This is a genomic window from Stenotrophomonas sp. 01N47, from assembly GCF_056399165.1.
The window spans coordinates 349,676-371,056 of the sequence record NZ_JBFTQU010000004.1; the positions used below are offsets into that span (position 1 = coordinate 349,676).

A 21,381-nucleotide genomic window follows, 5' to 3' on the forward strand; every position below is an offset into this window, starting at 1 on the left:
AAATGGCGCCGCCCCTCCTTGCCGGCGGACAGCCCGGCGTGGATCGTGCCTACGCAGCCGCGCACTTCGGCAAGAGCCTGTTCTGGCAGGCCGGCGAGCTGCTGCTCGCCTTCTTCCTTACCGAGGCCGCGGGGCTGCCGCCCATCGCGATGGGCGCGGTGATCGCCATCAGCCTGCTGGCCAGCGCCGGCAGTGATCTGCTGGTGGGCCAGCTGTGGCGACACACCCTGGCTTCGGTCAGCGGCGCCGCGCGATTGCAGTGGCAGGGGGCATGGGTGGCCGCATTGGCCCTGGTCGGCCTGTTCTCCACGGCGCATTTACCGCTCGACGCGAGGTTGCCGTTCGCGTTGGCGATGGCGCTCCTGTTCCGTATCAGTTACAGCGTCTACGACACGCCACAGAACGTGCTGCTTGGCCTGGCCACCGTCGATGCTGCAGCGCGCAGCCGTATTGCGGCCATGCGGGTGGCGGTAAGCAGCTTGGCAGGGTTGTGCCTGGCATTGGCGATCGTGCCGCTGCTGCAGGCGCAGGGGCACGATGAGCGGGCGATGCGTTTCATGCTGCTGACCCTGCTTCTGGCGGTGGTGGCGGTCGCCAGTGCGACGTACCTGCGACATGTGCTGGTTGATACGCGGGTGCCGTTGATCGCCGCAGCGACGCAGGACCGGTCAGGGCATCTGCCGCCATTGCCGATCCCGTTGTTGCTGGCGATGTTCTTCGTGCTGCTGGCCGGCGCCCCCCTGTTCGCCAAGCTGGAGCCGTATTTCGTGGCACATGTGCTGCGCTCGCCGGCCTGGGGCGGTGCGCTGCTGGTGGCCGGCTCGCTCGGTACGCTGTCCGCGCAACCACTGGTACATATCGTGCTTGCACGGCAGCCACGGTCGCCGGTGATCTTCGCGGGCAGTCTGTTGCTGATGCTGGCCGCCCTTGGATGGTGGTGGCTGGCGCCGGCCACGTGGGCCGCAGTAGCCTGCGCCGCCATGATGGGGCTGGTGGGGGGCGTGCTTGGCATGACGCTCTGGGCAGCCTTCGCTGATGCTGCCGCGTGCATGCCACCGGCACGGGTCGGCCTGGCCTTTGGCCTGCTCACCGCCACCAGCAAGTCAGCGCTGGCCTGCGGTGCTTGGCTGCTGGGGCAATGGCTGGCGGGTTTGGATTATCGTGGCGAAGACAGCGTGCACTTGCCGAAACTGATGGCGATGGGGCCGGCAGCGGCGGCAGCGGCCTGCCTGTTGCTGGTAACCGTGGGTTGGCAGGTGCTGCGCAGAACGCAAGGAATGAAGGCATGAGTGAACGAAGTGGAGTTGCAGCCGCCATCGACGCAGAGACGCTGCCGATGGCCGCGCGACTGCTGCAGGTCGCCCGGCGCGAGCTGGCAACCGGCGGTACCCGCGCGCTGGGATTGCGCCGTCTTGCGGCAGCAGCAGGGGTCACCCTGGCCACGCTCAGTTACCACCTTGGCAGCAAGCCACAGCTGATGCAGACGCTGGTGGATGCAGAGCGTGAGCGGGATCGCCGCTGGCACGCCGGTTGGCTGGAGCGCATGGCCGCGGTGCCGCGCTGGGACGCTTCCGCACTGGCTGCGGTAGTGGAACAGTATCTGGATGCCGCACGGACCGACGATGTTGATGACGACGCGCGGCTGACGGCGCTGGTGTGGGCGGAGCTGGCGCTGCATGCCGGCGTCGATACGGCTACGGCCGGGTTGTTGCGGCCGTGGCTGCAGGAACGTCGTGTTTTCTGGCAGCAGCTGTTGTCCGGCCGGATCGAGGATGCAGACCGTTGGGCCGAAGCGCTGTTCGCCTATGCCAGCGATGAAGGCGTGCACACGTTGGCGGTGGGCACGCTGCAGGACTATCGCTTGCTGCGCCGGCTAGCGATCGAGCGCCTGGTACATGGTCTGCATCCGCAGCATCGGCATGGATTGACGCAGACCACGGCGGTGTTCGAAGTGCTTGTGCAACGGCTGGATCCGGTGCTGGGCCTGGCGACGCCGGAGGGAGTCACGCCGCTGCTTGAGCCGGGCCGGCGCCGCGATATCGCCGTGGCCGCCTGCGAAGTGATCCTGGAGGAGGGCGCGCAGGCGCTGACCCATCGTGCGGTTGGTGAACGCTTGGGCATTCCGGCGTCCAGCGTCGCCTATCACTGCAGAAGCGGCGCCGACCTGTTGTTTGCCGGGCAGGAAATGGTCTACCTGGTGGCGCAGGGGCGCATGCCGGCGCCACGCGATGATTCGCCGGCACAGCGGCAGCGGGTGACCATGCGCGGCACGCTGTCGATCAGCCTGGCCGCTGCACGTGATCCCGCGTTGCGCCCGCAGGCGGTGGACCTGCGCAGGTTGCGCGGTGAGAACCTGGCCCGGCTGTTGCGCGATGGCGGGCATGCCCTGGCCGATCGCCTGGATGCGCAGGCAGCGGCGATCGTCGGCTTGGGTGCGACTGCGTTGACGGATGCCGAGGGTGCGGATCAGGCGGTGCCAGCCGCACTTCTGGATTGGCTGCTGCGGGACCTTGTTGGTTGAACAAGTGTTCTGTGCGACCTTTATGTCTGCATGGTAAGTGAATATATTTACCGTACAGGCGTAATGCGACTGTCATTGCGCCCGCCTAGGATCGCGCCCTGAACCTACCACCCAGGGGATCCACCCATGCTGTTTCATCCGTTCCAGCCCAGCGGCCTCAGCCTGGCTCTGGCAGTCGCGCTTGGACTGTCGAGTACTGAACAAGCGTCTGCACAGGCAACCGATACCGCAGCCACGCCGACCCAGCTCGATGCAGTGACCGTCACCGCGCAGAAGCGCGAGCAGTCGATCAAGGATGTGCCGATCTCGATCGCGGCAGTGACCGGCCAGGACATCGAGAAGCAGAACTTCACCGACTTCGAGCGGTTGTCGACCCGCATTCCCGGTTTCTTCGTGCAGCAGCAGACCGACAGTTCGGCCAGCTTCGTGATGCGTGGCATCGAGGCCGGCAACTCCGGTGCGGTGTCCGAGCCGAGCATTTCCTTCTTCCTCAATGATGTGGACACCAGTCGTTCGCGCGGCATGCTGAAGGAACTGTTCGACATCGAGCGGGTGGAAGTGGCGAAGGGGCCGCAGGGCACGCTGTATGGCCGCGGCGCGCAGATCGGCGCCATCGCTGTGTACACGCGCAAGGCCGATCCTTCCAACGTGGAATGGCAGCTGGAAGGACAGCTCGGCAACCATGGCCTGTACAGCGCCACGGCCATCTACAACACGCCGCTGGTGAAGGATGAGCTGGGCCTGCGTCTGGCCGTACGCAAGCGCGAGCGCGATGGCTATGTAAGCAACCTGGCCGGTGGCCCGGAGTTGAACGACGACGACATGGGCGCGGCGCGCATGTCGCTGCGCTGGCAGCCTTCCGACGCCCTGTCGATGGATCTGATCGTGGACCACCAGGCCGACGACGATGGCTTCGTGATGACCAAAGCGATCAACGTTGCTTCACCGGGCGGCGACACCAGCCCCTTCAGTGATGCTGCGCAGAACAGCTACGATCCACCGCAGCGTCGTCGCCAGACCGGGGTGACCCTGCTGACCGACTGGAATCTGTCAGATGCCTGGCAGCTGCGTTCCATCAGCGCCTGGCGCAAGGTGGAATTCTCCGAATCATGGGATATCGACGGCACCACCTATCCCTTCCTGATCGGCCGCAACCTGGCCGACAACCAGCGCATCCTCAGCCAGGAGTTCCGCCTGGGCTTCGATGATGGCGGCGTGTTCCGTGCCAACGTCGGTGCAGGCTACTACCAGGACAGCACCTACAACCTGGCCGAAACGGTGATCAACGAGCAGTACCTGCTGGCCGGCTTTCCGCGCGTGACCACACCGGTCACGCGCTACCTGGGACGTGCGGTGACCGAGGGCGTGGCGACCCGCACCTCCACCCGCAACCGGCGCGGCAGTGCGTCCGCCTACGCCAATGTATCGTGGGATCTGCTGCCGGTAGTGACCCTGGACGCCGGCGTGCGCTATACCCGCGACCAGGCCCGCGTGCGCAACTGGGCGCGGGTGTCCACCATCGACGGCGTGGCGCCGATCGCCATGCCCAACGGCCTTGGCAATTCGCTGGGGCAGGAGTTCAGCACCGACGGCGACTTCAATCTGCTGCAGCCACGCGCAGCGTTGACGTGGAAGCTCAGCGAGCAGATCAACCTGTATGCCGGCGTATCACGCGGCCTGCGCTCGGGCTATCCGCAGATCAGCTTCGCCGCTCCGGTGAACGGAGAACCGCGCCCGGTGTTCGGCAAGCTGGGTACCGAGGAAGTGCTCAACTACGAAATCGGTGCCAAGGGCACGGTGGGCAAGCGCCTGTACTTCGACGCAGCAGCGTTCACCTACGACTACAAGGACTTCCAGACCCGTGCCAGCGACATCACCGTCGGCATGGTCAATGCCGGCAAGGCCTCCGCACAGGGCCTGGAACTCAGCGGTGCATTGCAGTTGACGCCGGAGCTGACCCTCTCGGCCGCCTATGCCTACCTGCATACGCGCTATGACACCTTCAACGAGGTGGTCAACGGCGTGCTGGTGGACCGTTCCGGCAACGTGTTCCGGATGGCGCCCAAGCATACCGCCAGCCTCAGCCTGGACTGGCGCGCGCCGGCGTTCGGCCGTTGGGAAGTATTCGCCAACGGCAACTATGCGTGGCGCTCCCGCTACTACCTCAACAACGACAATCTGGACAGCGAGAGCCAGAAGGCATTCGGCCTGCTCGACCTGCGGGCCGGGTTCGAACGCAATGATGGTGCGTTGCTGGTCGAAGCCTACGTGGAAAATGCGCAGGACCGCGAGTGGGTGCGCGATGTCGGCAACGGTGGCAAATTCTTCGGCGTGCCAACCGCCATCCGCGCCAATCCACGGATGTTCGGCATCCGTGTGCGCCTGCAGGGCTGGGGGGAAGCGCGATGATCCGTCTCCTGTTGCCGATGGCGCTGCTGTACACGCTGGCTTTCAATGCACTGGCGTCGGAGCCGCGCTTGAACCAGATCCAGGTCATCGGCACCCACAACAGTTACAGCCAGCCAGCCGATGCGCGCGTGTTCACCGTGATGGACCCGCTGTTGAAACCGATCATCGACGGCATGATGAAGCAGATGCCCGAGCAGATGCGGCAGGCCTTTGCCGATGAACACCCACATGCCTTCGAGGGTGGCCTGCAACCGGCGCTGGAGTATCGCTTTCCTACCTTGGATACACAGCTTCGATCCGGTCTGCGCAGTGTGGAGCTGGACTTGAATGTCGACCACGAAGGTGGACGTTTCAGTGATCCGCTTCCGTATCGCCTGCTGCGTGCACAGGGCGTGCATGACCTGGAACCGCTGCACGATGCCGCGTTGCGCGAACCGGGATTGAAGACGCTGCACATGGTTGATGTCGACTTCCGCAGCAGCTGCCCGACCTTCCGCCTGTGCCTGCAGCAGCTGCGCAGCTGGTCCGATGCCAACCCCGATCACACGCCAGTGTTCGTGCTGCTGGAACCGAAGTTCTCCAGCTTCACCACCGCGGTGACCGGTGCCACGCCGGTGCAGCCCTTCGATGCGCGCGCATTTTCTGAAATGGACGCATCCATCGCCGGCATTCTCGGCCGGGAGCGTGTCATCACACCAGACGATGTCCGCGGCCAGCAGCCGACCCTGGAAGCGGCTGCACGTGCGGGCCAGTGGCCGATACTTTCGGCCGCACGCGGCAAATTCGTGTTCCTGATGATCGTGCCGGGCCTGAACCTGAAAACGTTCGAACCTTATCTGCAGGGGCACCCGAACCTGGAAGGACGCATGGCCTTCGTGCAGGGGCGGCCGGGCATGGACCACACGGCCTTTGTGATGATCGACAACGCACTGACCCGCGGTGATGAGATCCGCACGCTGGTGGGCGAGGGGTACCTGGTGCGTAGTCGCGCCGATATCGATACCGGCGAAGCGCGTGCGAATGATACGTCGCGGCGGGAAGCGGCACTGGTCAGTGGTGCGCAGATCATCTCCACCGACTACCCGTTCACGCCGAACATCTTCGGCAACGACTATGTGGTGAAACCCTTTGCCCAGGGGCTGCGGGCGAACCCGGTGAATGGTGCTGCGGGCATCGCCCAACCGCGTCCATAGCGCTGCCGGCTGGCGGTTGCGATTCCTTTCCTTGCGGTCGAGCCGCGCCCGCTGCAAACGGGCGCGGCAGGCGCCTGCTCAGGGAGCGAAACGGAGCTGATTGGCGTCGCGGATCTGGATCTGGGTCTGGTAGTAGTACTTGTCGCTCTGCCGGCCGTTCGAATCGATGAAGGCGATGCGTACCCGACCCGCGGTACCGCGTGCCAGCACGCGCCGGTTCTGCAGCTGTTCGAGCTTCATGCCAAACGCCTTCTCCAGTTCCGGGCGCAGCGCGGCATCGATGTTGAGCGTGATGTTGAGCGGGTGGCGGTAATCGCGCTCGCTGTTCAGGTAGATTCGCTCGCCTTCGGTACCGGTGGCCTGCACGGTCAGCGCGAAAACGCCGGAGATGCCGCGAGAGGGATCATCCTGCGCCGCACGCACCGCTTCGTAGTTGCCGATGTAGCCTGGTGGCGGCGCTGGTTGCCGGTCAAGGCGATGCGCGCAGCCAGTGGCGAGCAGCAGTGGGATCAACAGGGCAGACATCAGGGCATGGCGATACATGGCGCATCCTTGTGCGAGGTGATCCGCCGATTGTGGCCACGCGACGATGACGATCACAAGCATTGAAGGGGCGTGATGGCTGCACGCGCTGTTCGCAGGCAGCCGACCGCCGCATCACGCAGGCGCGGCTAGCGTTGTCGGCGTCGCGTCGGCCTGTTGCCGGCGCCGAGGGAGCGATTCATGACCGAACACGACAAGAAGCCCTCCAACGCACGCGAAGGTGTGCAGGAGAGTCGGCAGGACCGGCAGCAGGATGAAGTGGCCAAGCAGCGCCCCGGCCAGCAGGACCAGAAAGTGCGTGATGCACATTCGCGCGCACCCGTGCGCAAGGACGGCGGGCAGGACCCGGCCTGAGCGTCTGGCCAGAACATAAAGCCCCGGCAGTGCCGGGGCTTTATGTTTTTCATATGGTGGAGCCAAGGAGGATCGAACTCCTGACCTCGTCATTGCGAACGACGCGCTCTCCCAGCTGAGCTATGGCCCCATGTGGGTGTTGCATCCCGTGGGCAGCGGAGCTGGCGCCACGTGACGGCCCTAGCATAGCGCTGGCCGGTGCCGGCTGCAAAGGGGCGGGCCGGACACAGCGGCGCAGGTGCTCTGCGCCGCTGCAGGCCGGGCTCAGGGCAGCAGTGCCGCCGCGCGCTGGATCGCGATGTCGGTCGCCGCCGACACGCCATGCAGGTGGATGCAGGCGTGGATCATCCCCGGCAGGCGCTCCAGCGCACAGTCCACGCCCGAGTCGCGCAGCTGCGCGGCGTACTGTTCAGCTTCGTCGCGCAGCGGATCGAACTCACAGCTCAGCACCGTGGCCGTCGGCAGGCCACGCAGATCGCGGGCGTGCAGGGGCGAAGCCAGCGCCTGTCGGCGGTCACTGTCGCCCAGGTAGACCTGCCAGCAGCGCTGCATCAGTCCGGCGCTGAGGTAGTAGCCGTCGGCGAACTCGCGGTAGGTGCTGCTGGCCATGGTGCCATCCAGTGCCGGGTACAGCAGCAGTTGATGGGATGGCAACGGCAGTCCCTGATCGCGCAGCAGCAGGCAGCACGCGGCGGCGAGATTGCCGCCGGCGCTGTCGCCGCCGATGACCAGACGCGCTGGATCAAGACCCAGCGCGGCGGCATGGGCCTGCAGCCACAGCCACGCGTCGGCGACGTCGTGCAGCGGCGTCGGGAACGGATGCTCCGGCGCCAGGCGATAGCCGACGGCAGCGACGACATGGCCGCTGGCATTGGCCAGGGCCCGGCAGGGGCCGTCATAGACCGCCAGCGAACACTGGAACCAGCCACCGCCGTGGGCGAACAACAGGGCCGGGCGCGGTTCCGTGCTGATGGCTGCGGGCGTATACAGGCGCACGACGAGCGCATGGCCGTCGCGCGCGCTGACGACGTGCTCCACGACATGCGATACCGCCTCGGTGGCACCCTGCAGCGTGGGCAGCGCCTGTTCGCTGAGTGCACGCAGTTGCAGCAGGTCGTCCGGCAATGGTTGCGCCGCCACCGCATCGACGAAAGACTGCAGCGCAGGTTCAAGCGGCATGACCAGCCTCCAGCAGGAACGGCAGCAGCTGGGCGAGGAAGGCGTGCGGTGCTTCTTCCATGATGAAGTGGCCACAACCCGGCACGACGCTTCCGCGCAGGTCATCGGCGTGCGGCTGCAGGGTCAGCATCGGCGCGTTGCCAGTGGCGTGCTCGGCGCCGATGGCCAGCACCGGCATCGTCAACCGGCGTTGTGCGCGGAGCTGGTTCTGGCGGATGGTTTCCGGAATCGCGCGGTACCAGGCAAAGCCTGCACGCAACGCGCCGGGGCGGCTGTAGGCGGCGATGTAGGTTTCGCTGGCCACCGCATCGCGCCGGTATGACCAGCGGTCGAACATGAAGTCCAAGTAGGCACGTTCGCGACCGGTGATGAGGGCCTCGGGCAGATCGGCCACCTGGTTGAACATGAAGTGCCACAGGAAGATGTTGTCGGCTGGCGCGGCGAAGATGCCCGGCTCGGGTGCCAGCCCGGGAATCACCGCCTCGGTCACGGCCAGGCGTTGCACCGCCTGCGGCTGGTCGCTGGCCAATGCATAGGCGATCCACATGCCGATGTCATGGCCGACCACCTGATAGCGCTCGTGGCCCAGCGCCTGCATGGTCTGGTGCAGTACCGCGGCGGCGCTGCCGGTGTCGTAGCCGTGCGCAGGGCGATCGGATTCGCCGATGCCGGGCGGGTCGACCGCGATCGCCTCGAAGCCGGCCTCGGCCAACGCATGCAGCACGTGGCGCCAGGCGTACCAGGTCTGCGGCCAGCCGGGAATCAACAGCACCGGTTGACCGCTGCCGGCGGAGACGCAATGCACGCGCTGGCCGTCGATGCGCAGGTAGTGGTGGCGCAGGGTGTCGTCGCTGGGGATACCAGCGGTGGGGAAATTGGTCATGGGGATGTTCCTGTGGGGGCTCAGGAGATGCCGAGCATGTGCTGCATCTGGGCGGCGCTGATCGGCGCGCCGGCGAAGTCGTCGAAGATCTTGTCGGTGACCGGGATGATGTGGTCGCGGATGAAGGCGGCACCTTCGCGCGCGCCGGCTTCCTGGTCCTTCAGGCAGCACTCCCATTCCAGCGTTGCCCAGCCGGCGTAGTCGTACTGCGCCAGCTTGGAGAAGATCGACTTGAAATCGACCTGGCCATCGCCCAGCGAGCGGAAGCGGCCGGCGCGATCGGTCCAGTCGGCGTAGCCACCGTAAATGCCCTGGCGGCCATTGGGGCGGAACTCCGCGTCCTTGACATGGAACATGCGGATCAACGGATGGTAGATGTCCAGGAACTGCAGGTAATCCAGCTGCTGCAGCACGAAGTGGCTGGGATCGAACAGGATGCGGCAGCGCTCGTGCTGGCCCACACGCTCGAAGAAGCGTTCGAAGCTGGTGCCATCGTGCAGGTCTTCGCTGGGATGGATTTCGTAGCAGAGGTTGATGCCGTTGTCCTCGCAGGTATCGAGGATCGGCCGCCAGCGGCGCGCCAGCTCATCGAATGCGGCGTCGATCAGGCCCGGCGGACGCTGCGGGAAGGGGAACAGGTAGGGCCAGGCGAACGAGCCGGAGAAGGTGCCCATGTCCTGCAGCCCGAGCCGGCGCGAGGCGCGGGCGGCCAGATGCAGCTGCTGCTGTGCCCATTCGCTGCGTGCCTGCGGATTGCCGCGCAGCGCTTCCGGGGCGAAGCCATCGCACAGTTCATCGTATGCCGGGTGCACGGCCACCAGCTGGCCCAGGATGTGGGTGGTCAGCTCGCTGACCTGCAGGCCGTGCTCGGCCAGGGTGCCACGCAGGTCATCGCAGTAGTCCTGGCTGTCGGCAGCGGTGGCCAGGTCGAACAGGCGCGCGTCCCATGCCGGAATCTGCAGGGCCTTGAAGCCATGGCCGGCGGCCCAGGCGGCGATGCCGGACAGGCTGTCGAACGGCGCCTGGTCGCCAGCGAACTGCGCCAGATGCAGGCTGGGGCCTTTGAGGGTTTGCATGTGTTGCTCCAAATGTTTGTCGGTCGACAAAGAATAGGCGCGTGCATCGGGATGGTCAACACCCGCGTTACACTGCGCGCCTCAGAACGGCAGGCAGGCAGATGGCAGGGCGACCGCGCGAATTCGACAGGGACCAGGCATTGCGCAAGGCGATGCTGCTGTTCTGGCAGCACGGCTATGAGGGCACCTCGATGTCGGCCCTGGTCGAGGCGCTTGGCATTGCCTCGGCGCGCATCTACGCCGCGTTCGGCAGCAAGGAGCAGCTGTTCCGCGAAGCGGTGGCGCTGTACGAGGAAGGCGAGGGCGGCTTCGCGCCGCGCGCGCTGGAGCAGGCGTCACTGCGCGATGCGATCGGCAGCATGCTGCGGGATGCCGTGTTGACCTACACCCGTCGCGGTCGTCCGCATGGCTGCCTGGTGGTGTCCTCGGCCAGCAGCGTGTCACCGGATGGCGAGGGCGTACGCGACTGGCTGGCCAGCCACCGCCGCCAGCGCACGGCGGCGATCATCGCGCGGCTGCAGCAGGCGCAGGCGGCTGGCGAGCTGGCGGCCGATCTATCCGTGCAGGCGCTGGGCGATCATTTCGCCACGGTGCTGCATGGCATCTCGGTGCAGGCGCGAGACGGCATCAGCCGCGAACGCCTGCTGGCGATGGTCGAGGTCGCGCTCGCGCCTCTACCGTAGGACGGCTGAGGCCGGACTGTGCCGAAAACGGCTTGATGCCCCTGCTGTCTGCCGACGCAACGAAATTGTAACAATTTGGAGGATAATGGCCGCTTGCGCAGTTTTCCTCCTATTTGCCGCCCGGCCAGCGCAGGCCGCACGGACGCCTCCTCAGAGCTTTCGATGCCTTCCCATTCCGATTCCCGCCGTTCGTCGGGCATGTCGTCCTCCTTCGTTTCCTTCCGTCGCCATCCGCTGGCCCTGGCCTGCGCAGGCCTGGCGCTGGCTGCCAGCTTCGGTGCTGTCGCGCAGGACAGTGCACCGACCCCGACCGGGCTGGACACCATCACCGTGACCGCCGAGCACCGCGAGCAGAACCTGCAGGAAGTGCCGGTGTCGGTAGGCGTGGTGCAGGGCGAGCGCATGCGCGACTTCACCGCCGGCGGCGACGACACCCTGCTGGCGTTGTCCGGCCGCGTGCCGAGCCTGTATGCGGAAACCACCACCGGCCGCATCTTCCCGCGCTTCTACATCCGCGGCCTGGGCAACATCGATTTCTACCTGGGTGCCTCGCAGCCGGTGTCGATCATCCAGGACGACGTCGTGCTGGAGCACGTGGTGCTGAAGTCCAACCCGGTCTATGACGTGGACCAGGTTGAAGTGCTGCGCGGTCCGCAGGGCTCGCTGTTCGGCCGCAACACCACCGCCGGCATCGTCAAGTTCGACACCCTCAAGCCGACCCAGGACTACAGCGGCCGCGTCAGCGCCAGCTATGCCTCCTACAACAGCGTGTCGATCGACGGTGGCTTCGGCGGCCCGATCAACGACATCGCTTCGTTCCGCGTGTCGGCGCTGTACCAGCACCGCGACGACTACGTCGACAACACCTACACCGGCCCCAGCGCCGACGGCACGGTCAGCCCGAAGAAGAACGCCATGGGCGGCTTCGACGACCGCAACGTGCGCGCGCAGCTGCTGCTGACCCCGAGCGACCAGTTCTCGATCCTCGCCTCGGCCCACGCCCGCGACTACGAAGGCACCTCGACCCTGTTCCTGCGCAATGCGCTGACCAAGGGCTCGAACAAGACCGACGTACCGCGCGACCAGGTCGCCTACGACGAGGCCGACAACAACCCGCAGGCGTACAAGACCTACGGCGGTTCGGTGAAGGCGCGTTATGACTTCGGCGCGATCGACTTCACCTCGATCACCGCTTACGAGACCACTTCCGGCTACAGCCGCGGTGACACCGACGGCGGCGCTGCGGTCAACTTCCCGGTCAATGGCGTGCCGAACGGCTACGGCCAGTCGATGGGCCAGATCCGTGACCTGGACCAGTGGACCCAGGAGTTCCGCCTGGCCAGCCATGACGACAGCGCCCTGCAGTGGCAGGCCGGTGCGTTCTACTTCAACGGCAGCGACACCACCGACTTCTACCAGCGCGCCTGGTTCCTGAAGGGCGCTGCGCGCAACCCGAACAACTGGGTGCGCCTGCGCAACAAGAACACCTCCTGGGCCGGTTTCGGCCAGCTGAGCTACGCCTTCACCGACAAGTTCACCGTCACCGCCGGCCTGCGCCAGACCCGCGATGAGAAGCACACCCGTCTGTTGAAGACCGCCGACACCGCCGCTGGCGCAGTCACCTACAAGGGCCGCACCGACGTCAAGATGACCGACACCACCCCGAGCTGGGATCTGAGCGCGATGTATCAGATCACCCCGGACGTGAGCGTCTATGCGAAGGTCGCCCGCGGCTTCCGGGGCCCGACCATCCAGGGCCGTTCGGCGGTGTTCAATGCCGACTTCACCACCGCCGATTCGGAGACGATCCTGTCCTGGGAAGCGGGCGTGAAGAGCAGCCTGTGGGACAACCGCCTGCGCCTGAACGCCACCGCGTTCACCTACACCGTCAACGACATCCAGCTCAACGGCAACGATTCGGACGGTAACGGCGTGCTGTTCAACGCCGACAAGGCCAAGGCCTACGGCTTCGAAGCGGACATGGAGCTGCGCCCGATCCAGAACCTGACCCTGAGCGCCGGCCTGAGCCTGCTGCACAGCGAGATCAAGGACAAGCGCGTCTACGCGCAGGTCTGCGGCCTGAACGGCCAGGTGGTGTGCACGGTGAACGATCCGACCATCAAGGTCGGTGCCAACACCTTCGCCCAGATCGATGGCAACCCGCTGCCGAACGCACCGAAGTACAACATCAACCTGGCAGCGCGTTACGACTTCCCGGTCAGCGACGCGGCCACGATGTTCGTGTCCACCGACTGGAACAAGCAGGGCTACACCAGCTTCGTGCTGTACGACAGCAAGGAATTCAACTCCAAGGGTGATTTCGAGGGTGGCCTGAAGATCGGCTACTCGGGCAACTACGGTGCCTACGAAGTGGCGCTGTTCGCGCGCAACATCACCAACGAGAAGAACCTCAAGGGCGTGATCGAGAACTACATGGCCGCGGTCTACAACGAACCGCGCACCGTGGGTGTTTCGCTGAACATGAACTGGTAAGCCGCATCGGCCGGTATCGCACGCGATACCGGCACCCTTGCACTTCCCTGCAGACGCCCTGCCTGTGCAGGGCGTCTGTCGTTGGCATGCCGCTGGTTCAGACCGGCTGCACGTCGTGCCGGTCCGGGACTGCATCCAGGCCGAAGGTCAGCTGCCAGCTGCGCAGGTCCACTTTGTCGCGGTCGCGGGCTTGCTGGCGCGCCGCACGGCTGGCACCAAACAACTTGCCCTGCCCATCGATCAACGGGCGCATGCGCAGCACCTCCGCGTTGTCCGGCTCCGCATCGGCGGCCCGGTCAAGCCAGACCTTGGCCAGGAAGGCATTGGCAGGCACACCGTTGCCGAAGTGGAACACATCGGCCAGGAAACCGGCCGCCCATGCCTGGGTCGCGCTGTCGCCACGCCACCACAGTGGCCCCAGCAGGTCGAACACCGCTTCGCGTTTGTCGATGTCGTCCTCACCCTGGTACAGCAGCACCGCAAGGTTCTTGTGCGCCGGGCGCCATACCCGGTCATGCGGCTCAGCCTCGTCCACGCAGCGCCGATACAACACGCGCGACTGCTGCTGCAGCGCGGGGTCGGGCGTCTGCCTGAAGATCTCGCCCAGCTGCCAGGCGCGGTTGTAGATCACCACCAGGTCGCCGGCAGCAATCGCACGCTCGGTCCACAGCGCCTCCTGCACGGGGTCGGCGTAAGCGGGGAAGTCCTTGCCGGCCACACGCCCGCGGTACAGATCCACCAGCGATGCCATCGACCTCGGGTCGCCGGCGTGCGCGAGCTGCAGCAGCATCTGCAGACCGGCCGGCGCGGAAACCGAGCAGAACAGGTTGGCAGCCACCGTGGACAACTCCACGCCATCTTCGTCGGCCGTCGCCAGCGCTCCCTGCAGGTGCTGCGCGGCCAGGGCGCTGTCCGCGCTGAAGCCGAACAGGCCGGACTGACGACCGGCTGCCAACCACGCAAGGGCATGCGCGCTGTCGGTCCAGTCTTCGACACTGGCGAGCACCTGTGCGAACAGCGCGTCGGCGCCGTCGACGCGTGCAAAATGCGCACAGGCTTCCAGTGCGTTCATGCCCTCATCGACCACACAGCCGGGATCCAACGCGAACGCCTCTGCCAGGCAGTCACGGGCATGCGTCATCCGCATCGGGTCCCAGTTCACCTGGTTTTCCTGCGGTTCGTCGCGGCCGAGGTGGTAGTCCAGCATCGCCCGCCAGCACAGCACCTGTGCCCGCGTTGATGCATCCAGGTGCAGGTCGAGCAGGGCGCGATAGGCCTGCTCCTGTTCGGCGATGGCCTCGGCATCGTCGGCATCCGGGGCGAGCCAGAGCCAGTCGCGCTCCTTGACCACACGCAGTCGATTACGCTGCGGAAGCATCAATCGTGCTGCTTCGGGACCGTCGATGAAGTCCTGCATCAGCGCGTGGCTGCCGCCCCAGCGCGGATACAGGTAGTACAGATAGATCTCGAGCACGTCGGCATCATCGGCACGGAACGACAGCGCCAGCTGCAGCCAGTAGTCGGCGGCATACTCGAATGCTTCTTCGCTGCGGTGCGCCAGCACAGCGGGCAGGGCGGGAAGTTCATCCAAGGGGGCACCGTAGGGCGCAAGCAATGCGACCGCGGCGGCGAATGCTTCCGGGTCCTGGCGCTGCTGCGCGGTGTACAGATCGGCGCGTCCACCGCGTTGCAACTGCTGCAACCAGCGCGGCTCGCCCAGATAGCAGGCCATCCGCAGCATCCGCCCCAGTACGAAGGCGGGACGTGGATGGCGTGCGATGGTATGCAGCCATGCGGCCAGAGCGTGGTCGCGTGCCAGCGCAGCACCGTCCCATTGCGCCTGGCGGATCTTCTCGATGGTGTCGGTGGAACGGATGCGGCCGGCAACGCGGTCCCACAGCGTGCCCAGTACGGCCCACGCATGCGGGCTGTGTGGCTGCCGTGCACACCACTGCCGCGCCCGTTCAAGGCGGGCAGGCAGGTCCTGCGCAGGCTCAAGCATGGTGGCGAGCAGCCAGCCATATCCAAAGCGCGGGGTGCCACCGTCGAGCCACTGTTGCTCCACCTCCCCGAGCAGGCGGTCAACGTCATCGAAACGCTCCTGCTGCAGTGCATCGCGTGCTTCGCGGCGCAGGGCCATCGCTTCGTGGGGGGAATGCGGCATGGGGAACAGCGTCCTTGCAGATGATCGGACGCGCATTCTAGGCAATCCGGTGCATGCCTGTTATCGCCTGCAGTGGTGCGGCAGGACGACGCCCCGCAGGGGCAGGGCGTCGCGAGGAGTCTACCTGGCGGCAGGCGCGACAGCAGGGGCCAGTTCGGCGAACAGACCGCCGAGCACGCCCATGGTGGCTGTGTCGGCGCCCATGTCTTCGGCGGCGTTGGCAATGGCGATCACGCCACTGTTCTGTGCGGGGAACAGCACCACCCACGCCAGCCAGTTGCCATCAGAGCCACCGTGTACCAGCACCGGGCCCTGGCGGCCGGCGATCGACGGCTGTACGCCCCAGTCCAGACCGGATGGGCTGCCCGGTTGCGCGCTCTGCATCAGCGTGTAGGACGCCGGCGTCAACAGCGTGCCCCTGCCGTGGCTGCCGGCGAGCTGGTCTATGGCGAACAGTGCCAGGTCCTGCAGGCGCATGTGCAGGTTGCCGGCGGCGGTGTAGATCGGCGGTACACCATCATCGGCTTTCTGCGGCGCGCGGGTGACGGGCTTGCCGCCGCGGTGGCCCAACGGCTGCCCTGCCGTGGTCGGCCCGAAGCCGGCGCCGGTCATCTGCAGCGGTTGGAACACCTCACGTTGGATCAGCGTTTCCACGTCCTTGCCGGTGGCGCGCTCGGCGATCACCGCTGCGATCAGGAAGCCGCTGTTGCTGTAGGCGAATTCCGTTCCCGGAGGGTGGACCGGCGCCTCTGACAGCGCGGCCTTGATGTAGGCTTCGCGTTGTACGGGCAGGGCACGCGTGTCGGTGAAGAACGCATCCAGTGCGGCGCCATCGGTGAGGTTCTCCGGCAGGCCGGCGAGGTGCGACAGCAGCTGCACCAGCGTGACGTTGCGGTAGGCCGGCTGCATCTGTGCCGCCAGGTCGGGCAGCATCGTCGACAGTGGCGCATCCCACTTCAGCACGCCCTGTTCGACCAGACGCGCGATCATCGCCACGGTGATCGGTTTGCCGGTCGAGCCGATCATCCAGGCATCGCCGTTGTTGGCGGCCACCTTTTCATCATTGCGGCGTACGCCGCTGACGGCCTGCTCGGCGATCCTGCCGTCGCGGATCACCAGCACTCCCATCGCCGGTGTCGTGTTGCCCTGCAACGCCTGTGCGATGCGTGCCTGCAGGTCATCGGCGGCGCTTGCACTGGCAGCGACGCACAGGAGTGAAACGCCCAGCCATCGGCGCAGGTGGCGCATGGTCCGGGAGGAGGAAGCTGCGGTCCGTTCGGAGATGATCGTGTGCATGGGAGTCCTCTGCGCAGCAGCGTGGGCAAGACCTGCGCCGACGGCATCGGTCCTGCGGGATGCGTCGTCCACCAGCGCCCTGAGCAGGCGAACGAGGTGACGTGCGATTCACTCTTGCATGCTGCCGATTCGGGCGTATGTGTCTGCAGTCATGTAGGTAAACGGCGCGGCGCGATCACGTTGGCGTGCGTACAGGATCGCGGCGGGCACTGCGCCATGCGGCGATAGGCGCTGGATAGGATTCGAGGGGAAGCCGCGCGAAGTGTCGCGCGTTGCAGGCACGCACCAGATCTCAAGGCGATACCGGTGTCGGCCGTCGCCGCGCTGCATGCGCGACGACGGCAGGGGGGCTCAAGCAGCGGGCAACAGCGGTGCCAGCACCGGCTCCAGCTCCTGCTGGCGCCAGCCGGCCAGTGCGGCAGGCCACTGGCGATGCTCCAGATAGCTTTCCAGATGCTTGCGTGAGGCCAGCACGCCGTCGGCCAGGCCGAGCTCGCGGCTGCGTTCGGCCACCGCATCCTGCAGCTTCTTCAGCAGCTGCTTGCTGGCATCGCTGGCCTGCATCGCCAACGGCGCATCGGCTTCGTCGGCCAGCGGCGTGTCCAGCGCCTGCCATACCGCAGCGGCCAGCTTGCGCGGCGCCTTCGGGAACTGTTCGAACAGCTTGCTCACTGCAGCGGCATCGGCTGGCGGGGTGCGTGCCAGGGTGGCGGCCAGTTCGTTGTCCAGGATCCAGCTGCGCGGGCGGTCGCTGGCGCGCGCCTGCACGTCGCGCCAACGCAGCAGGCGCAGCAGGCGGCGCTGCGCGGGCGCGTCCAGGAACTGCGCCGAGCGCATGCCCAGGTGGGGCCAGCGGTCTTCGTCATTTGCCACGCTGGCCAGCAGGCGCTCGCCATCGTCGTGCAGCCACTGCTGGCGCCCCAGCGTTTCCAGCTTGGCGGAGATCGCGTCGTGCATCGCGAACAGATGCTCGACGTCGTCGGCGGCGTACTTCAGTTGTGAGTCCGACAACGGCCTGCGCATCCAGTCAGAGCGGGTTTCGCCCTTTTCCAGGGCCACGCCGGTGATCTCCTGCACCAGCTTCTGGTAGCCCATGCCAGCACCGATGCCGGCCAGCGCGGCGCCGATCTGGGTGTCGAACAACGGACGCGGCAGCACGCCACAGGTCCACTTGAACGCCACCAGGTCTTCGCTGGCGCTGTGCATCACCTTGGTGATGGATTCATCGGCCAGCCACGGCGCCAAGGCCTCGGGCATGCCGGGAATCAACGGGTCGATCAGCAGGATGTCCTCGCCGACGGCCATCTGCACCAGCGCCAGCTGTGGCCAGAAGGTGCGTTCACGGATGAATTCGGTATCCAGGCCGATGCGGGTCGGCCGCTGCTGGCGGTATGTGTCCAGCTCGGCGGGGGTGGTGATCCAGGTTGCCACGTGTCAGGGCCTACTACTCGGGTTTGCTCAGGCAGGGGAGAATAGCCTAACGTCGGTCCGCATCCGTGCCGAAGGAGGCCCTGCTTGCGTTTTCTGCTGTCGCCCGCGCTGTTTACCGCCTTGGCCGTGAGCCTGGCCGGTTGCACGCCGTCGCCCCCTGCGCAGACCGCCGGTGCCACCGCAGCCCCGCCGGCCGATGCCGCACCAGAGGCCGGTCCGGCGCGTGGTACCGGGCGGGGCACGGTGACCATTGCCGGTGACGACGCGGCCGAGGACATCCAGCAGTGGACGCCGCCGCGGGTCGATCGCCAGGGACGTACGCTGGCACAGCTGCGCCGGGCTGCCGACCAGGCTTTCGCGCGGGGGCATCTGTATGAAGATGGCGATGCGGCAGTGCCCCTGTGGCTGGCAGTGCAGGAGGAGGAACCCGATGATCGGCAGGCGCGCCTGGGCCTGCAACGCGCGAAACAGAAGCTGCAGCAGCAGGCCGATGCGTTGCTGCAGCAGCCATTGCAGCAGCGTGAAGCGCTGGCTGAAGCCGGGCGCCAGGCGCTGGTGCTGCTGACCCTGGCGCCGAAGGATGAGAAGGTGCGCGCGCTGCAGGGGCGGGTCGAGACTGCGCAGCGCGTGGTCGCCTACAACCGCGCGGGCGAAGACGATCTGCGTGCCGACCGGATAGGTGAAGCCGGTGATGGTGCGATTGGCAACTTCCGTGAGGCACTTGCGCTGGACCCGGCAAATCATCGCGCGCGGCAGGGTCTGGCGGCTGCGGAAAGTGGGCTGATCCGGCGTGCCGAGGATGCCGCGCGCATCCGCGATTTCGCCAGTGCGGGCGCGTGGTTGGCAGAGGCCAGTAAGGTGCGGGACTCGTCACCGACGATCGCCGATGCGTTCGAGCGCATCGAGCAGATCCGTGCAGCGGCACTGGTACAACTGCGCGATGGCGGCCTGCATGATCTGACCACCCCGCAGGGGTTGAAGCCTGCGCGCGAGAAGCTGGCCGAAGCGCTGCGCATCGCTTTGCCGGGCGACGCGGTGGTGGCGCAGCTGCGCGAGCGCATCGAACTGGCCACCCATTACGGCAGCTTCCGGCCGGGGCAGGTGTTCAGCGATGCGCTGCGTGATGGCGGCCGTGGACCGCAGATGATCGTGGTGCCGCATGGCGGATTCCAGATGGGCGCCAGTGATACCGAACCGGGCGCAACCGACGCAGAGCGGCCATCGCACTATGTGCGTTTCGAGCGTGGGTACGCGATGGCGATCACCGAGATCACCGTGGGTGACTTCGAGCGCTATGTGAAGGCGACCAATGCCCGCCCACGTGCGACCCGGCGTGGACATTCGGTGGTCTATGACGAGCGCAGTGGCAATTTCATCCGTCGCAGCGGCGTGGACTGGCGGTCCGACTATGACGGCGGGCGGGCACTGGGCAATTCGCCGGTGATGCACGTGAGCGTGCGTGATGCGGAGAACTACGCGAACTGGCTGTCCGAACAGACCGGCCGCAGCTACCGCCTGCCCAGCGAGGCCGAGTTCGAGTACGCGATGCGTGCCGGCAGCAGTGGCCGCTACCCGTGGGGCGATGCCGGGCTGCCACCGGAGGGCAGTGGCAATTACACCGGCAGCAAGGATGTTTCGCCTTCCGGCAGGCATTGGCACAACGCCTTCGTCGGCTATGGTGATGGGTGGTGGGGGCCGGCACCGGTCGCCAGTTTCCAGGCAAACGGCTTCGGGCTGCACGACATGGGCGGCAACCTGAGCGAGTGGGTGGCCGACTGCTGGCATGCCAGCTATCGGCGTGCTCCGGCCGATGGTGTGGCGTGGTTCAACCCGGGCTGCCGTGCACGGGTGATCCGTGGTGGCAACTGGGCCAATGCGCCGGAGCAGACCCGGGCGGCCTGGCGGCAATCGCAGGATTCGGATACCACCAACGCGCGCATCGGCTTCCGGCTGGTGCGAGGGATCTGACGGGCACGGCTGGATCGGCTCCGGTTTCACCCGCCGCAGGCAGCGCCGCACTAAGATTGCGCCGTACCCGCCGGCCGGCGGGGTCAGCCGGAAGACCAGCCGATGCGCAACGATCCTTTTTCCCGCTCGCCGCAGCAGCGGCGTGGCCTGTTCGGCAACATCCGCTGGTGGGTGCTGCTGCTGGCCGCTGGCTACGCGGCGTTCTACTGGTTTTCCAACCGTGCGGTCGACCCCTATACCGGCGAGAAGGTGCTGATCGACAGCAGCCTGGACGCCAGTCAGGAGAAGGCGCTGGGCCTGCAGGCCTACCAGCAGATCCTGTCGCAGGAACGCCCTTTGGGCCCGAATGAACAGGTCTCGCGCGACGTCCGCGCGATTGCCGAGCGACTGATCGCCAAAGTGGATGTTGTCGAAACCGCGTTGGCGCAGGAACACGGGTTGCAGCCGGCACACTTCGCACGCGACTTCGAGTGGGAAGTGAACGTGATTCCGTCCGAGCAGGCCAATGCGTTCTGCCTGCCCGGCGGCAAGATGGCGGTCTACACGGGGCTGATCCCGGTGGCGCGCACCCGCGATGCGATGGCGGTGGTGATGGGCCATGAGATCGCCCATGCGTTGCTGCGCCATGGTGCACAGCGGATGGCCCAGCAGAAGCTGACCCAGATCGGCCAGGTGGCCGGCGCCGCCAGTGGCATGGATGCGCAGCAGCAGCAGATGATGATGTCGGCGATGGGCTACGGGTACCTGTTGCCGTACGCGCGCAGCCACGAGACGCAGGCCGATGAAGTCGGCCTGATGCTGGCGGCCGCGGCGTGCTTCGACCCGCGCGAGGCGGTGCCGTTGTGGCAGCGCATGGGCCAGGCCGGTGGTGGCCAGTCGCCGCCGGAGTTCGCCTCGACCCACCCCAATCCGGGCACCCGTATCCAGAACCTGCAGGCATTGATGCCGAAGGCACTGGAGTATCGGCAGAAGTTCTGCGAGCAGGCCAGGTAAAGGGTGGTTCGGCAGGGCTGCGCCCTGCACCCGCCGAAGCGGTAGTGCCGGCCGCTGGCCGGCAAGCTCAACAGCAACAGCAGAAGCGGGCTATCCGTGGGGTGGCGGGGTGGGTCCGGTTGCGGGGGACGCTGCAAGTACGTCCCTGTAAGCTCGGTCGCGCCATCCATGGCGCTCACGCCCCCGCAACCGGAC

At 66.5% G+C, this 21,381-nt stretch carries 16 protein-coding genes and 1 tRNA gene; 9 read left to right on the forward strand and 8 right to left on the reverse strand.

Annotation, left to right across the window (positions count from 1 at the left end):
* Positions 1-2: 2 nt before the first annotated feature.
* From AC1DKR_RS09735 to AC1DKR_RS09750, 4 genes are all read left to right on the forward strand, one after another.
* Positions 3-1,289: an MFS transporter gene (locus tag AC1DKR_RS09735; protein ID WP_312786104.1), complete on the forward strand. Its 1,287-nt coding sequence runs from the start codon at positions 3-5 to the stop codon at positions 1,287-1,289.
* Complete coding sequence (locus AC1DKR_RS09740; RefSeq protein WP_312786103.1) at positions 1,286-2,521, forward strand: TetR/AcrR family transcriptional regulator; 1,236 nt, start codon at positions 1,286-1,288, stop codon at positions 2,519-2,521. The genes AC1DKR_RS09735 and AC1DKR_RS09740 overlap by 4 nt, the downstream gene beginning before the upstream one ends.
* Before the next feature lie 126 nt (positions 2,522-2,647).
* Positions 2,648-4,930, forward strand: coding sequence for a TonB-dependent receptor (locus tag AC1DKR_RS09745; protein WP_312786102.1), 2,283 nt, complete (start codon positions 2,648-2,650; stop codon positions 4,928-4,930).
* A complete protein-coding gene (locus AC1DKR_RS09750; protein WP_312786101.1) occupies positions 4,927-6,123 on the forward strand; it encodes a Ca2+-dependent phosphoinositide-specific phospholipase C in 1,197 nt (398 codons plus the stop codon). Before AC1DKR_RS09745 ends, AC1DKR_RS09750 begins: the two co-directional genes overlap by 4 nt.
* A gap of 78 nt (positions 6,124-6,201) precedes the next feature.
* On the opposite strand, the gene AC1DKR_RS09755 is transcribed toward AC1DKR_RS09750, so the two are convergent.
* Positions 6,202-6,729 (reverse strand): hypothetical protein, encoded by a 528-nt coding sequence (locus AC1DKR_RS09755; protein ID WP_478032544.1) that lies wholly within the window; start codon positions 6,727-6,729, stop codon positions 6,202-6,204.
* A 117-nt stretch (positions 6,730-6,846) separates the two neighbouring features.
* On the opposite strand from AC1DKR_RS09755, the gene AC1DKR_RS09760 reads away from it, so the two are divergent.
* On the forward strand, positions 6,847-7,020 hold the full coding sequence (locus AC1DKR_RS09760; protein ID WP_478032546.1) for a hypothetical protein: 174 nt from the start codon (positions 6,847-6,849) through the stop codon (positions 7,018-7,020).
* 54 nt (positions 7,021-7,074) lie between these two features.
* Here AC1DKR_RS09760 and AC1DKR_RS09765 read toward each other — a convergent pair.
* The 4 genes from AC1DKR_RS09765 to AC1DKR_RS09780 form a co-directional block, all read right to left on the reverse strand.
* A tRNA-Ala gene (locus tag AC1DKR_RS09765) sits at positions 7,075-7,150 on the reverse strand.
* 134 nt (positions 7,151-7,284) lie between these two features.
* Positions 7,285-8,199, reverse strand: a complete 915-nt coding sequence (locus AC1DKR_RS09770; RefSeq protein WP_478032550.1) for an alpha/beta hydrolase — start codon at positions 8,197-8,199, stop codon at positions 7,285-7,287.
* Complete coding sequence (locus tag AC1DKR_RS09775) at positions 8,189-9,082, reverse strand: alpha/beta fold hydrolase (protein WP_478032552.1); 894 nt, start codon at positions 9,080-9,082, stop codon at positions 8,189-8,191. The genes AC1DKR_RS09770 and AC1DKR_RS09775 overlap by 11 nt, the downstream gene beginning before the upstream one ends.
* 20 nt (positions 9,083-9,102) lie before the next feature.
* Positions 9,103-10,158: a sugar phosphate isomerase/epimerase family protein gene (locus AC1DKR_RS09780; RefSeq protein WP_478032554.1), complete on the reverse strand. Its 1,056-nt coding sequence runs from the start codon at positions 10,156-10,158 to the stop codon at positions 9,103-9,105.
* Between the two features lie 101 nt (positions 10,159-10,259).
* Here AC1DKR_RS09780 and AC1DKR_RS09785 point away from each other — a divergent pair, with 101 nt between their 5' ends.
* Positions 10,260-10,841 (forward strand): TetR/AcrR family transcriptional regulator, encoded by a 582-nt coding sequence (locus AC1DKR_RS09785; RefSeq protein ID WP_478032557.1) that lies wholly within the window; start codon positions 10,260-10,262, stop codon positions 10,839-10,841.
* A gap of 162 nt (positions 10,842-11,003) precedes the next feature.
* Complete coding sequence (locus tag AC1DKR_RS09790) at positions 11,004-13,334, forward strand: TonB-dependent receptor (RefSeq protein ID WP_363732521.1); 2,331 nt, start codon at positions 11,004-11,006, stop codon at positions 13,332-13,334.
* A 97-nt stretch (positions 13,335-13,431) separates the two neighbouring features.
* On the opposite strand, the gene AC1DKR_RS09795 is transcribed toward AC1DKR_RS09790, so the two are convergent.
* The 3 genes from AC1DKR_RS09795 to rnd all read right to left on the reverse strand — a co-directional run bounded on the left by AC1DKR_RS09795 (position 13,432) and on the right by rnd (position 18,225).
* Positions 13,432-15,498: a DUF4034 domain-containing protein gene (locus AC1DKR_RS09795; RefSeq protein ID WP_478032559.1), complete on the reverse strand. Its 2,067-nt coding sequence runs from the start codon at positions 15,496-15,498 to the stop codon at positions 13,432-13,434.
* A gap of 120 nt (positions 15,499-15,618) precedes the next feature.
* Positions 15,619-16,794: a serine hydrolase domain-containing protein gene (locus AC1DKR_RS09800; protein ID WP_478032563.1), complete on the reverse strand. Its 1,176-nt coding sequence runs from the start codon at positions 16,792-16,794 to the stop codon at positions 15,619-15,621.
* 351 nt (positions 16,795-17,145) lie between these two features.
* Complete coding sequence (gene rnd, locus AC1DKR_RS09805) at positions 17,146-18,225, reverse strand: ribonuclease D (protein WP_478032566.1); 1,080 nt, start codon at positions 18,223-18,225, stop codon at positions 17,146-17,148.
* Positions 18,226-18,309: 84 nt separating this feature from the next.
* On the opposite strand from rnd, the gene AC1DKR_RS09810 reads away from it, so the two are divergent.
* Entirely contained in the window at positions 18,310-20,193 is a 1,884-nt protein-coding gene (locus tag AC1DKR_RS09810; RefSeq protein ID WP_478032569.1) for an SUMF1/EgtB/PvdO family nonheme iron enzyme, read from the forward strand.
* 102 nt (positions 20,194-20,295) lie between these two features.
* Positions 20,296-21,186: a M48 family metallopeptidase gene (locus AC1DKR_RS09815; protein WP_025876363.1), complete on the forward strand. Its 891-nt coding sequence runs from the start codon at positions 20,296-20,298 to the stop codon at positions 21,184-21,186.
* The last annotated feature ends 195 nt before the right edge of the window (positions 21,187-21,381 follow it).